Origin of the sequence: Paenibacillus amylolyticus, assembly GCF_036894225.1 — a bacterium.
Taxonomy (GTDB): domain Bacteria; phylum Bacillota; class Bacilli; order Paenibacillales; family Paenibacillaceae; genus Paenibacillus; species Paenibacillus amylolyticus.
This window is the reverse complement of record NZ_CP145892.1, coordinates 6,579,184-6,593,177: the sequence shown is the minus strand read 5'-3', so window position 1 is coordinate 6,593,177 and position 13,994 is coordinate 6,579,184. Positions and strand designations below refer to the sequence as shown.

The 13,994-nt window shown below is 48.6% G+C and carries 12 protein-coding genes; 11 read left to right on the top strand and 1 reads right to left on the bottom strand.

Features of this window, described 5'->3' with window-relative positions:
* Positions 1-167: 167 nt before the first annotated feature.
* From V6668_RS29020 to V6668_RS28980, 9 genes are all read left to right on the top strand, one after another.
* The gene (locus V6668_RS29020; RefSeq protein WP_127550365.1) at positions 168-812 is read left to right on the top strand and encodes an SDR family oxidoreductase; all 645 of its coding nucleotides are present in this window, start codon (positions 168-170) and stop codon (positions 810-812) included.
* Positions 813-867: 55 nt separating this feature from the next.
* Entirely contained in the window at positions 868-1,623 is a 756-nt protein-coding gene (locus tag V6668_RS29015) for a response regulator transcription factor (protein WP_100528216.1), read from the top strand.
* Positions 1,620-2,996, top strand: a complete 1,377-nt coding sequence (locus V6668_RS29010; RefSeq protein ID WP_338707307.1) for a sensor histidine kinase — start codon at positions 1,620-1,622, stop codon at positions 2,994-2,996. Before V6668_RS29015 ends, V6668_RS29010 begins: the two co-directional genes overlap by 4 nt.
* Positions 2,997-3,074: 78 nt before the next feature.
* A complete protein-coding gene (locus tag V6668_RS29005) occupies positions 3,075-3,875 on the top strand; it encodes a PepSY domain-containing protein (RefSeq protein WP_165789942.1) in 801 nt (266 codons plus the stop codon).
* 271 nt (positions 3,876-4,146) lie between these two features.
* Positions 4,147-4,743: a PepSY domain-containing protein gene (locus V6668_RS29000; protein ID WP_338707306.1), complete on the top strand. Its 597-nt coding sequence runs from the start codon at positions 4,147-4,149 to the stop codon at positions 4,741-4,743.
* Positions 4,744-4,878: 135 nt separating this feature from the next.
* A complete protein-coding gene (locus tag V6668_RS28995) occupies positions 4,879-5,070 on the top strand; it encodes a hypothetical protein (RefSeq protein ID WP_338707305.1) in 192 nt (63 codons plus the stop codon).
* A gap of 34 nt (positions 5,071-5,104) precedes the next feature.
* Positions 5,105-6,613, top strand: coding sequence for an RICIN domain-containing protein (locus tag V6668_RS28990; RefSeq protein ID WP_338707304.1), 1,509 nt, complete (start codon positions 5,105-5,107; stop codon positions 6,611-6,613).
* A gap of 233 nt (positions 6,614-6,846) precedes the next feature.
* Positions 6,847-7,632 (top strand): ABC transporter ATP-binding protein, encoded by a 786-nt coding sequence (locus tag V6668_RS28985; protein WP_036606587.1) that lies wholly within the window; start codon positions 6,847-6,849, stop codon positions 7,630-7,632.
* A 1-nt stretch (position 7,633) separates the two neighbouring features.
* Positions 7,634-9,301 carry a hypothetical protein gene (locus tag V6668_RS28980; protein WP_338707303.1) on the top strand — a complete coding sequence of 556 codons (1,668 nt, stop codon included), beginning with the start codon at positions 7,634-7,636 and terminating at the stop codon, positions 9,299-9,301.
* A 720-nt stretch (positions 9,302-10,021) separates the two neighbouring features.
* On the opposite strand, the gene V6668_RS28975 is transcribed toward V6668_RS28980, so the two are convergent.
* On the bottom strand, positions 10,022-11,236 hold the full coding sequence (locus V6668_RS28975; RefSeq protein WP_338707302.1) for a Leu/Phe/Val dehydrogenase: 1,215 nt from the start codon (positions 11,234-11,236) through the stop codon (positions 10,022-10,024).
* A 346-nt stretch (positions 11,237-11,582) separates the two neighbouring features.
* Between V6668_RS28975 and V6668_RS28970 the strand changes: the two genes are divergently transcribed.
* A complete protein-coding gene (locus V6668_RS28970) occupies positions 11,583-12,098 on the top strand; it encodes a DUF2179 domain-containing protein (protein ID WP_036671622.1) in 516 nt (171 codons plus the stop codon).
* Between the two features lie 289 nt (positions 12,099-12,387).
* Complete coding sequence (locus V6668_RS28965; RefSeq protein ID WP_422395233.1) at positions 12,388-13,815, top strand: hypothetical protein; 1,428 nt, start codon at positions 12,388-12,390, stop codon at positions 13,813-13,815.
* Positions 13,816-13,994 lie beyond the last annotated feature (179 nt).

The following is a 13,994-nucleotide window of genomic DNA, read 5'->3' as shown; positions in this document are numbered from 1 at the left end:
TGGAACGATGGAATCCTTCACATTTCATAGAGGTACTGAACGGGCATGGACATGAAGCCGGCGCTTAGAAGCGCCGGCTTTCGTTTAAATTATAGGATGAGTATCTTTAAATAAAAGGAACGGGGAGCAACAACAAGCCATCCGTTCAACTGAGAGGAGAATGACGTATGAACGTTTTAGTTATAGGAGCAAATGGACAAATCGGTAAGTTTGTGGTGGAGCAGCTGGCACAGGAAGGCAAACATAAAGTAACGGCTATGATCCGCAAACCGGAGCAGGCGGATGCACTGAAGGAACTCGGTGCAGATGTGGTGATTGGTGACCTGGAGGGTAGTGTAGAGGATTTGGCTGAGGCAATGAAGGATCATAATGCCATTGTGTTTACGGCGGGTTCTGGCGGATCTACCGGTCAGGACAAAACACTGCTTATTGATCTCGACGGTGCGGTGAAAACGATGGAAGCCGCAGAGCAGCAAGGAATCTCCAGATATATTCTGGTCAGTGCGTATGGCGCAGATCAACGGGAGAAATGGTCAGAGTCCATTAAGCCTTATTACGTGGCGAAACATTATGCGGATCGTGTGTTGTTTGCAAGTGATCTCAATTACACGATTATACGTCCAGGTGGTCTGAAGAATGAACCGGGCACAGGTAAGATCGCAGTTGGAACCGATCTGGAGCCAGGAAGCATCCCGCGTGAAGATGTAGCTCGCGTAATCGTGGCTTCTTTGCAGGAAGAGAAGACGTACCGAATGGCCTTTGATCTGATTGCCGGGGAGCATCCGGTTGAAGATGCCTTGGGCAAATTGTAGATGTTATTGTAAGATAACGGGAGAATGAAATGATGGGGATGAGGGGGAGCGCTGCATGAACGAAGCCGTGCTGGTCATAGAGGATGAGCCCAAAATAGCACGTCTGCTGGAACTGGAACTACAGTATGAGGGATATCAGGTGGGCAAGGCTGGTAGTGGAACAGAAGGACTGGAGAAGTATGCTGAAGGACAGTGGGATCTGATTCTGCTGGATGTGATGTTGCCTGGTCTGAGTGGAATTGAAGTGTTGCGGCGAGTTCGGGCCAAAGATGCTACGGTTCCGATCATTATGCTCACTGCCAAAGATTCTGTAGAAGACAAAGTATCCGGCCTGGATCTAGGAGCCAATGACTACATCACCAAGCCCTTCCAGATTGAAGAGCTGCTTGCCCGAGTTCGGGCTGCATTGCGGCTTAGTGCAGTGGCGTCTGTTGTTTCTTCCGCTTCTTCTTCTACACCTGCTGATATGGGGAATGACTCTTCTGGGCATCAGGATGAAGCTGAGGCGGGCTGGTTGACGGCTGCCGGGTTGAAACTAAATGAAGGAACGCGAGAGGTATCCCGAGATGGTGTGGCCATTGAGCTTACTCCACGTGAGTTCGACCTGCTCGTGTATCTGCTTCAGAATCAACGTCAGGTGCTCAGTCGTGACCAGATTGTGCAGGCCGTGTGGGGATACGATTATTATGGAGATACCAATGTGGTGGATGTGTACATCCGTTATGTGCGCAAAAAGGTGGATAACGGATTCACACCGCCCTTAATACATACCGTACGGGGCGTAGGATACGTCCTGAAGGAACAGTTATGAGCCTGCGCAGTAAAATCTACGGGTATTCGTCTGTATTATTTGCTGTGCTGTTAATCGCGGTGAACCTGTCGGTCTACATCGTGTTTGAACGAATGTCGATTGATAACGAGGTTAATCGGGTGGAAGCGGAAGCGGAGTCTATTGTCAAAGGAGTACGTCAGTCTGCCGGCTCCATTCCGCCGGATGACTTGTTACGGGCCTACGCGCCTGTGAACGGCATGCTCCGGATTGTTAATGAAGACGGCACCAGTTCCCCGGTGACAACAACAGCAGCTTCCGAGCAGCTGAGCAAGCTGCCTTATAAGTACGAAAGTGAGAAGAAATCGGAGTATACCCAAGTTGAACAGATTGGTTATGTGTGGGTATCAGTCCCGGTCATCTGGCCTGATGGCGAGGTGGTGAATGTACAAGTCACCGAGAGCATTGCAGAGACGGAGAATCGTCTGTCTGTACTGCGAACTGTGCTTGTGGCGGTCACGATTATTGCTCTCATTCCAGCCATTATCTCCAGCCGGATTCTGGCGAATCGAATGACCAGACCGATTCAGCAGATGACACGCACGATGACTGATATCCAGTCCAGCGGCCAATTCAAGCGTCTTCCACTGGAGGAAGGGTCTAAGGATGAACTGAAAACGATGGGACAGACGTTCAACCGGATGATGGATCTGCTCGAATCCAACTTTGAGCGACAGGAGCGATTTGTATCCGATGCATCTCATGAGCTCAAAACACCGCTAACCATTATTGAGAGCTACGCCAGTCTGCTACAGCGGCGAGGAAAAGAGCGGCCCGAGGTATTTGATGAAGCGGTGGAAGCGATTCTGTCCGAATCGGTTCGCATGCGAGAGATGACCGAGCAACTGTTACTGCTCGCGAAGCAGCCAGAGCAGTGGAATGTACAGTTGGCGCGTGTGGATATCACGAGACTGGCTACAGACTCCACACGTGCGTTTCGCGAAGCCTATCACCGTGAAGTTCGGTGTGAAGATCCAGGTCCAATCTGGGCGATCAGCGATGAGAGTAAGCTGAAGCAGCTTTTGTTTATTTTGCTGGATAATGCCCGGAAGTATAGTGAGGATGCAATTGAAGTCAGGCTGGAAGCCAAGGGGCAAGAGTGCCGTATTCGGATCGTGGATACCGGGATTGGTATGCGGGAGGACGAGCTGGAGAAGGTATTTGACCGATTCTACCGGGTTGATCCGGCCAGAACACGCAGCTTAGGGGCAAGTGGTTCAGGTCTGGGATTGTCACTCGCCAAAGAGCTTGCAGGAGCAGTTGGAGCACGGATCGAACTGACCAGCACCGAGGGTGAAGGCACCGAGGCTTCAATTATTTTGCCTTTATCGGTTCAGAACAGGCCTCTCTCATGAAATTCTCATTCTTCTCTTATATACTGATAAGCATCAGATCAACTGGGGATGATAAGAGAGTGCATAGGGGGAAACGTGATGACAGAACATGAGCAGCGACCACCGGAGATGAAACGGCATGAACAGGGGAACAGCGGATGGGCAAAATCGCGAAGGTCACTCTGGTGGGGTGCAGGGCTTCTCGTTGTGCTGATTGTGGCAGTTGTGGTGTGGTGGAAGCCTTGGCAATCGACTGGTGCGGTACTTACGGCAGATGCGGCAGCACAATCGGTGCTTGATCAATATCCAGGAGAGATTGTAAATTCGACGTTGAAGGACGGGACGTATATCATGCAGCTCCGTTCGGAGACCGGCCTATATGATGTGCAAGTGGATGCCGTTACAGCTGCTGTGAATTCCATTAAACGGCTGGAGTCGAACCCGCAAGCGGAAGAGAAGACGTTATGGAGCCGCGAGCAGATCAAAACGGCGTTGTTAAAACAACAAACAGATAACCAATTGGTCTCGCTTGAACTTGTGGAGCAGCAAGGCAGTCCGGTATACACCGCGGTAGTGAAGGCAAAGGATAACAGTCGTGAAGAACTCACGATTGATCCATACACGGGAGAGACGATAGCTTCCAAAACAATAGCAGCCCCGACAACTGAACCAACCAAGGATGATCCCAAACCTCAGTTTCTGAGCGAGAAACAAGCCAAACAGAAGGCACTTGCGGAGGTTCCGGGGGAAGTGGACGACATCGAACTGCGTGGAACCAACAGCGGGAATCCATATTATCTGGTTGAAATTGATTTGGAGGATGGCCGGGAGGCTATTGTGCAAGTGAATGCCATCTCAGGAGCAATTCGTTCGGTGACTTGGGATGAGGACGATGATTAACATTTGTACAGGAATCCATTGAATATAGAGTTACACCTTGTTGGATAGATGATTCCTAATGTAGGGGTCATCTTTTTCATTTCTTTTAGATTACATACATAATGAACACTCATTAAATGAGCATTCTCTTCATTTTCTCATCAAATTCTAATCTAACTCTCGCTGATCTCTCATTCCTGCAGGTTATTCTATAAATGTAGACGAGAACGAAACAACAACAACGAGGAGATGAATGATGATGATGAACAAACATAAACTTTGGATTGGTAGCTTGTCAGCAGCAGTATTACTTGGTGGATCGGCCGTAGCGGCTAGCGGGAATGTGAACGGACAATCGGTGCAAACTACACCAACGTCAACAACACAATCTGCAACACAGAATCAGAACAGCACAGGTAAAATGCTGAATGCATCCCAAGCGAAAGCGTTGGCGTTAAAAGCAGCCGATGGTAAAGTGGATGACGTGGATCTGGAGCGTAGAAACGGCCAAACGTTCTATGAAGTTGAGATCGACAGAAAAGGAACCAATGATGTTGTCGTTCGTCTGGATGCTTATACAGGCAAAATCCTTGCGGTCGTGAATGATGAAGACTACGATGATGACGACGATTATAAAGGTACTGTATCAGGCAACACATCTAATAACTCTACTTCCAAGCAGGTCAAATTGACGGCATCCCAGGCTTCAAACATTGCGTTGAAACAAGTTACGGGTGGTAAAGTAACCAAAGTCGAGCTGGATCATGATGATGGTCGCTATGTGTATGAGATCGAACTGAGAACTGCTCAAGGTGAAGCAGATGTAGATATCGATGCCAACACAGGTAAAGTGTTATCGTTTGACCAGGATTTTGACGACCAAGATTAAGCAATAAGGGCGAGTATACGCCGATAAAACATCATATAAAAACCTGCCTATGAACAGCCGCACACACCTAGAGATCGTTACATCATGGAGGGGCAGGGCAGGTATAGCAGAGGACGCTTCGGGGGAAGCGTCTTTTTGTTGTTGATCGAGAGAGCGGAGTATAAAATTGTACATCTTCCGCCGGATTGTTCACTATTCGAGCAGGAACGTGGCGGATACAATCGGAATCAGGGAGGTGAACGCCCAGCCAGTATTGCCAGGAATTCTAATGCTGAAATGCATCATCGATCGGAGGCAGATGAGACATATCGATTTTCTTTTATGTAAGCGCTTCACAAAAAACATGGAGGTGCATTACGATATGGCTATGAACGATGGATGGTTGAAAAAGAATACACAATCACGTCGCTTTACCCGCCGCTTAAGTTATCTGCTTGCTTTGGTTTTGGCGCTGCAATCCATAGGTATGCTGCTTGCACCCGGACCGGATGCTTCAGCTGCTCCGCTCAGTCTAACGAACGGGATACAGTTCAAGGATACTAATGGCAATGTCGTTCATGCTCATGGGGGCGGGATGATCAAGGCAAATGGGTATTATTACTGGTTTGGGGAGAATCGTAATACGAATGGAACGTTCAAGGCGGTATCGGTGTATCGTTCATCGGATCTGAAGAACTGGGAGTATCGCAATGATGTGCTGACCAGCAGCTCGGCAGCCGAGCTAAATATCTCTAACATTGAACGCCCAAAGGTCATCTACAACAGTGCTACTGGCAAATATGTGCTGTGGATGCACAAGGAGAATGGTCTGGATTATGGCGAGGCCCGAGTGGCGGTAGCTACTTCGAATACGGTGGATGGCAATTACACATATGTGGGCAGTTATCGTCCACTTGGGTATGATTCCAGAGACATGACGGTATACAACGATAACGGAACCGCTTATCTGATCTCTGCGACCCGAGTGAATGCTGATCTGAATATATATAAGCTGACCCCGGATTTTCTGGGTGTGGAATCCCTAGTCACAACGCTGTGGCCTGGACAATATCGTGAAGCACCAGCCCTATTCAAAAAAGACGGCGTCTACTTCCTGATCACCTCGGGTGCGACCGGCTGGAATCCAAATCAGGCCAAATATGCGACAGCCTCCAGCATTACAGGCACATGGAGCGGTCTAAGCAATTTTGGAGACAGCACAACGTATGGTTCTCAATCCACCTATGTTGTTCCAGTAGAAGGTTCACAGACCACATCCTATCTCTACATGGGTGATCGCTGGGCTGGTGCATGGAGCGGACCGGTGCAGGATTCCAAGTATGTTTGGCTGCCCCTATCGTTCCCTAGCGCAACTAGTCTGGCGATGAACTGGGCCAGCAGTATTACGATTGATACAGCAACAGGGACTGTGACCGGAGTGAGTACACCGGATGTCTGGGACCCGAATGTTTCATATCAGCTGATTAGCCGTAAGAGTAACAAATTGCTAAATGTCATTGGGGGTTCTTCCGCCAACGGTGCTGATCTGGAGCAGCGAGCAGATGGGGGGATGACAAGTCAACAGTGGCAGATTACCGATGCGGGTGGCGGTTATGTCAAAATCATCAACCGTTCCAGTGGCAAGCTAATTGGTGTGGAGAATGGTGCCACGACCGATGGGGCTGTCATTGAACAGTGGAATGATGGCGGTTGGGCCAGCCAACAGTGGCAGCTTGTCCATGTAGGTGGTGGTTATTATAAACTGAAGAACCGCAGTACAGGCAAGGTCTTGGACATCTCCAGTCAATCCTTGGCAGATGGGGCTGCGGCCATCCAGTGGACGGATAATGGCGGCATGAATCAACATTTTCAGATTGTTAAGGTGCAGTAAGACTTTTAGATATTAGAAAATAAGATTCAACATAAAGTGGAAGCCCTTGTCTCTTACCATAAGGTGGGATAGGGGCTTTGTGATGTATTCACGCATGTTACGTGTTGCTTTTACTCGAAAGGGATATCCAGATGATGGCTCATACCGTGACCTATTTCCGATCATTACCATCCCAATCTGTGGTAAACTAGTAGAATTGTAGAAAAAGATAGAGACAGGAGCTGGATAACGAAGTGAGTGAACAACAAGTGCTATCCATTGAAAGCTTGCGTATGAGATACAACGGACGTTATGTGCTGAACGGCATCGATCTGGAAGTAAATCGCGGTGAGATGATTGGATATATTGGTCCAAACGGGGCTGGCAAAAGTACGACGGTTAAGATTTTACTCGGGCTGGTTGAAGGATATGTAGGCACGGTGCGAATCTTTGGTAAAGATATTGCGGATGGCGATGTAGAGTATAAACGCAGAATCGGCTATGTTCCGGAGGTGGCGGAATTGTACGAACAATTAACGCCTGCGGAGTATCTGACTTTTACGGGAGAGTTATACGGTATGTCCTATGAGGATGCGGATTACAAAGCCAAGCTATTGATGGATTGTTTTGGAATGGAAAAATCATATCATTCCCGCATTGCCTCTTTTTCCAAAGGTATGCGTCAGAAAGTGCTGTTGATCTCTGCGCTGCTGCATGACCCGGATCTGTTGTTCCTGGATGAACCACTCAGCGGATTGGATGCCAATAGTGTGATGGTGGTCAAAGAGATTTTGTCACAATTGTCAGCCAAAGGCACAACCATCTTCTATTCGTCACACATCATGGATGTGGTGGAGAAGATCAGCAGTCGAATTGTACTGATTGCTGAAGGGCGCGTAGTGGCAGACGGTACATTCAAGCAGCTCCAACAGCAATCCATGGAAGGCACGCTGGAAGAAGTGTTCAATCAATTGACGGGCTTTAATGAACATAAAGCCATTGCGGAGCGTTTTGTATCCATTGTGCAGGAGGTGTACTGATATGGAGGAATCCTCCGACTTCCGCACACTCAAGATTCTGGATCGCTTTCGTCCGCTCATCGCCAGAACAGGGGCGGATTATGATGTGCTGCGCCTGATCTTGCGAGTGAAGTTCCAGATGGATCAACGCAGAGTACCTACTATTTTATCCAACAATTCAGGGAAAAAGGAGCGCAAGGAAGGTAATCAGTTTCTTCGATCCCTGTGGTTATATGGATTAATGGGACTGATGATGGTTCCCTTCATCGTCTGGGATACGGGGCATTTCATGCTTCAGATGGGACTTGTGTTTGGCATCTTAATGTTTATGATCATGACGTCCATGATCTCGGATTTTTCCTCTGTGCTGCTGGACATCCGGGATCGTAATATTATTATGACCAAGCCCGTTAATGGAAGAACGGTGGGGATGGCCCGAGCCATCCATGCGGGCGTATACCTGCTATTACTGACAGGTTCATTAACCGGTATACCGCTAATTGCCGCGTTAGTAACGCATGGAATCGGATTCTTTCTGATCTTCCTTGTGGAACTGATTCTGATCAATATGCTGATTCTGGTGACAACGTCTCTGATCTATCTGTTCATGATGAAGTTTCTGGATGGTGAGAAGCTGAAGGATATGATCAATATGGTGCAGATTCTGCTTTCCGTGGGGATTGCGATCGGTTATCAGCTGGTCATTCGTTCGTTCAGTATTATTGACTTTGGTATGGTATTTACCCCGGCTTGGTGGCAGTTGCTGTTACCTCCATTATGGTATGCGGCTGCATATGAATGGTTATTTGCAGGGGGCGGGAATGTGTGGATCTATACGTTCACAGCACTGGCAGTCTTGGTTCCTGTGGTGAGTATGATCGTATATGTGAAGCTTATGCCTTCCTTTGAATTGTATTTGGAGAAAATGGCACATTCGGGCCAGTCCTCCGGACGCAGACGTGGAAGATGGGATCGGTTGATCTCCAAGGTGGTCAGTCGTTCCAGAGAGGAACAGGCTTGCTTCCGTCTGTCAGCCAGCATGATGCGTAATGAACGGGAATTCAAGCTGAAGGTGTATCCATCGCTTGGTTTATCATTTGTTTTACCTTATGTATTTTGGTTTACCGAATTGCAGTCTTCTACCTGGGCGGAGTTTAGGCAAAGTTCGTTTGTATACACTTTTTATATCGTACTAATGCTGGTTGTAACGGTTGTGGTCATGCTGAAATTTTCAGGACAATATAAGGCATTCTGGACTTTTCGCGCTGCACCGATGGCGAATGATAGCGCGTTGTATAAAGGCGCTCTAAAGGCATTCTTATGCAACATGTTCCTGCCTATATTTCTGGCAAATGCCATTTTGTTTACCTGGACATTTGGATCACGGATACTGCCGGATATTGCAATTATTATGCTGACAGCTACGGCGCTTGTCCCACTGGCAGGCAAATTGTTGTTGCGTAAGCCGCCGTTCTCCCAATCCTTCAGTATGGCACAGCAAAGTGATGGCTGGTATGTATTCGCCGCCCTTCCTGTGCTTGCTATGTTATGGGGAGTCCATGTCTTTTTCCGATCAGTGTCGGGGGGCGTGTGGATCTATGGTGCGCTACTGATCGTAGCGAATGTGTTGCTGTGGACGCTACTGTTTCGAGAGAAGAAGACAGCGAAGAAGAGGTCGGTTGCCGTTTGAGAATAGAGTAGTAGAACTGAAGAATAAAAGAGTAAAAGAAGGAAAGAAAAGAGGGTGGATTACGTTGAGAGGGACGGTTTACAAGAAAACTTAATGTAATCCGTACAGAGAGCGATTGGAAAAAAATGAGCCAAAGAATCAAGGAATCAAGGAATCAAGGAATCAAGGAATCAAGAGCAAGAGCAAAAGCGATAAGGGATTAGAAAGTAGAAGGACGAAGTGATAAGAGCCTAGAAGAATTAAGAGTGCTAAGAAGAACTAAGAAGGGCTAAAAAGAGCTAAAAAGAGCTAAAAAGAGCTAACCGGGACACTTACGTCTAGGTTAGCTCTTTTTGATAGGTGATACTACCCCAAGGAAACCTTCGCCGCAGCGCTAACGAACCTGAGACAACCTATTCAGGGTGAAAATCTGAAATATAAATTCTAACGAACCTCAGGAACGCTATCCTTCGGAAAAGTAGCTATTTAGCTTGAAAAAGAACCAAACTAGGCACAATAACGTGCCTAAGATTCGTTAGATATTAGATTCATGCTAAAAGGGGCTAATAACGTGTATCAGGTTCGTTAGAATGAGGTAAAGCAGTGGAGGCTCTCTTGCAGAGGTAAGTCGGAATCCAATGAAGCCCATAATGAGTTCCTGGTACATTCAAACTTAGAACCTATAGAGTGGCGGAGAATGTGTTGGTTGTATGATTATACTTAGATGCAGGGTGGGACACCTTATTTTTTATGGCCTGATTGGAGGAAGGATTCGGCTAGCCGATCGGCTGCATCGGCTGTGGAGATCGCAGATTGCGTAGCCTCTGCGTATACCTTGCTCAGCGTGCCTGCAATCCCCGCCACTTTTTGGCGGATCAGGTCAGGCCCGGCGCCTTCCAGCTCGTAGGCGGTGGAGATGATTCCGCCTGCGTTGAGCACATAATCAGGCGCGTACAGGATGCCGCGCGCCTGCATGCGGCCTGCAACCAGCTGTCGTTCACTCAGCTGGTTGTTGGCCGCCCCGGCAACGATGGAGCAGCGCAGCTCCTCCACCGTTGCCGGGGTCAGTACGCCCCCTAGGGCACAGGGGGCGAAGACCTTGCAGTCAGCGGCGTGAATATGGGCCGGATCGGCCGAGATGGCGCCGCTGAACTGCACAAGGGCACGTTGTACACGCTCCGGTACAACGTCTGCCACAATGAGCCGTGCCCCGGCTGCATACAGGTAACGGCACAGGGCATACCCGACCTTGCCCAGTCCCTGGACGGCAACGGGAATACCCTGCAAAGATTCAATGCCTTGCTGGCGCAGCGAGGTCACAATGCCGATGTGTACGCCGTAGGCGGTCATCTCGGCAGTGAAGTCATCCTGCGCCCCAAGCGAACCCGTGGTGTCCGTCACATGTGCGGTCTCCAGTCGGATCTGGTCCATGTCTGTCGCCGTGGTACCCAGATCAAGACCGGTCACGTATCGCCCGTTCAGCCGCTCCAGACAACGACCCAGTGCACGAAAGCGCTGCGCCCGCTTGGATACGTCCGTATCCAGGCTCTTATCTATACGATCAGCACCCTCATCGGCGACGACTTTCCGTTCAGCGGCAGCGCCCTTTTGCTGCTCTACCCCTAGATCTCCAGCGACCTGCTCAACACTTTGAGATCCGCAACCATCCTCATCCGGTTTTGTATTCTTGGCAAAAGGTACATCCCATATGACCACTTTCCCGCCACCATACGGTAGTCCAGAGATTGCATTTTTGTACGTCATGCCTTTGGCAAGCTTCACAGCATCCCGAACAGCTTCTTCCTCGGATGCATAAGTCCAGTAGCGGCATCCGCCGAGCGCAGGTCCAAGGACCGTGTTATGAATGGCAATGACCGCCCTCAATCCACTATCTGCATCATGGCAAAAAATGAGTTCCTCCATGCCTTCCCGCTCCATCTCCTGCCATAGCTGCATGACGGTACCCCCTTTTTGTTTTGACCCATCCATCCTGGTTTTGACCTGATATCCTGTGTCAGCGTGCTTGGCTTTATGATGATACAGCATATTCAAAGACTCCCATTTTCGCCCCTGGGACCTCCGCCGGGTTGATAATCGGTACAAACGGTTCTATAATTGCAGTTCCGGCATGCCAGAGAGCAGAAAATGCCTACGGATTTACATCCAACCGTTTAGAATGAGGGTATAACGTCCAATGATGGAGATAGAGCAAACATACAGGAAGCATAGATGAAACGAAATCGTCGAGTATATGCAGCAAAGGGCCAATTCCGTTGTGAAGGCCAGGAAAGAGGGATTGTGATTGTTTAAAATATTGGTATTTATCTTTTTGATCCAGATTGTCTACGTATCCGCTTATACACTCCGGATGATTCTGACACTCAAAGGACAGAAATACATCGCTGCACTGATCAGCATGGGTGAGATTGTGATCTATGTGCTCGGTCTGAATCTGGTGTTAAACTATCTTAAACAACCGGAGGCCCTGATTGTATATGCGGTAGGTTACGGATTGGGTGTGCTGCTCGGAGCGTGGATTGAAGAAAAGATTGCGCTCGGTTATATCACCGTTAAAGTAATCTGTAATCAGCTGGATGGAAGCGTCGCGAATGCCCTGCGGGATAAAGGGTACGGTGTTACTGCGTGGGTGGGTAGTGGACGTGACGGGGATCGGCTTGTGATGGAGATTCTGGCGAAACGAAAAAACCAGAAACTGCTCTATCAGACGATTCTCAGTCTGGACCCGAAAGCATTTGTCATTACTGTGGAGCCCAAACAGTTCCATGGCGGCTTCTGGACACGTTCCATTAAAAAGTAAAATCGAGCAGGTCTGCGGCAGATGCAGTCCTGCTTTTTTAATTTCATCCCATCTGGAAAGTTCTTGTTACCACGATGTATCCCTGAAACCTCACTCTCCAAGTTAACTCTGTACGATTCAAGGTTGCTTACAGTACAAACCCTTACCATACGAGCCTTTCCTAACCACATGTGAGATAGTGATTATTGTTGTAATCGCTTTCAAAATGTACATTGAGAACATGTCCTTCGTAACTTGGCATGGCAGCGATGGACGAATGTCATCATCATATATCGGGAGGAATGGAATCGTGAAAACTAAATTTCGAAGTTTATGCAGCACAGCCCTGGCTCTAACGTTGGGGTTAACTTTATTGTCCGGCCCGGCAAGTGTGCAGGCAGCGGGTAACGCAGACTACAATCTTACAGGCTTCTCCCAAGGGAACGCGGGCGGCGGCATCATTAGCGAATCAAACACAGCCACGTATAAGAAAGTGTATAATGCGACCGATCTGGCACTAGCTCTGAAAAAGAACTCCGGTGTCAAAGTTGTTGAGATCATGAACGATCTGAATCTGGGATGGAATGAAATTCCGAGCGCAGCGCAGACTTCTCCTTTTGCCAAGCATAATGATGCGTTGACGCATCCCGTACTGAAACAGACCGGTGTCAGCAAGCTCACGATTGACGGTTTCAATGGACTCACGATTTTCTCCGCCAACGGTTCCAAAATTAAACACGCTGCGATCAGCGTGAAACGAAGCTCTAACGTCATCATCCGCAACCTGGAATTTGATGAGTTATGGGAATGGGATGAATCCACCAAAGGTGATTACGACAAGAACGATTGGGATTACATCACCCTGGAGGAGAACAGCAACGTATGGATTGATCACTGCACATTTAATAAAGCCTATGACGGACTCGTCGATTCGAAAAAAGGAACCAGCGGCGTGACCATCTCCTGGTCCCTCTTCAAAGGGGATGACGGCAGCTCGAACAGCTGGGTTACCCAGCAGATTAACGAGTTGGAAGCAAACAAGGCTTCCTATCCCATGTATAACTACCTGCGCAGCAGTGCGGTAGGTCTCAGCAAAGCCGATATTATCGCCATCTCAGGACCCCAAAAGAAAGGACATCTGGTCGGTTCGACCAGCCTGGAATCGGCTAATGCCAACCTGTCCATGACGCTGCACCATAACTTATACAAGGATATTCAGGACAGGATGCCACGTCTCCGCGGAGGCAACGCACATGCATACAACATCGTGATGGATGCGACAGGGGCACGTGCCGCTAAAGCCAAAATTACAACGGCGATGGCAACAGCGATTGCGTCCAAAGGTTATAAGTTCGATATCATTGGCAATGGGGCAATCTCCACAGAGAGCGGAGCCGTATTGGTCGAGAAATCAGTCATCAAGGACGTTCTGTATCCTGTGCGCAACAATCAGACCGATCCGGCAGATCCAACCTATACCGGCAAAATCAGAGTGACCGATACCATGTATTCTTTGGATGGAAGCTCATTCCGTGGCAGCAGTGATACGGCTGGCAGTCCACTGGCGCCGATCCCGGCCGTGGTGAAATCGTTCTCCTGGAACGGCTTCTCGACACTTCCTTACAGCTATACCACGGATGATCCATCTACGTTGAATGCACGCCTCACGGCTTCCAATGGCGCGGGTTCGGGTAAATTGACCTGGTCCAAGGACAATTGGTTGAAGACAAGTTATTGATATCAGAGTAACCTGTTGCTTTTACGTTCTTCAAATAAGGAAAAGAGTGCTCCTGCAGCTACGATAGCCGGGAGTGCTCTTTTTATATGAATCAGCTCCATAAACAGTTTGCGGGTTGTTTGAATAATGATTCCTCGTAAGGGTGAATAATCTCGAGCTAAAGCATGTGTTAGTCTTCC

Coding starts and splice junctions, on each gene's coding strand:
- V6668_RS29020 (WP_127550365.1), top strand. CDS start 168: ATGAACGTTTTAGTTATAGGAGCAAATGGACAAATCGGTAAGTTTGTG.
- V6668_RS29015 (WP_100528216.1), top strand. CDS start 868: ATGAACGAAGCCGTGCTGGTCATAGAGGATGAGCCCAAAATAGCACGT.
- V6668_RS29010 (WP_338707307.1), top strand. CDS start 1,620: ATGAGCCTGCGCAGTAAAATCTACGGGTATTCGTCTGTATTATTTGCT.
- V6668_RS29005 (WP_165789942.1), top strand. CDS start 3,075: ATGACAGAACATGAGCAGCGACCACCGGAGATGAAACGGCATGAACAG.
- V6668_RS28990 (WP_338707304.1), top strand. CDS start 5,105: ATGGCTATGAACGATGGATGGTTGAAAAAGAATACACAATCACGTCGC.
- V6668_RS28980 (WP_338707303.1), top strand. CDS start 7,634: ATGGAGGAATCCTCCGACTTCCGCACACTCAAGATTCTGGATCGCTTT.
- V6668_RS28975 (WP_338707302.1), bottom strand. CDS start 11,236: ATGCAGCTATGGCAGGAGATGGAGCGGGAAGGCATGGAGGAACTCATT.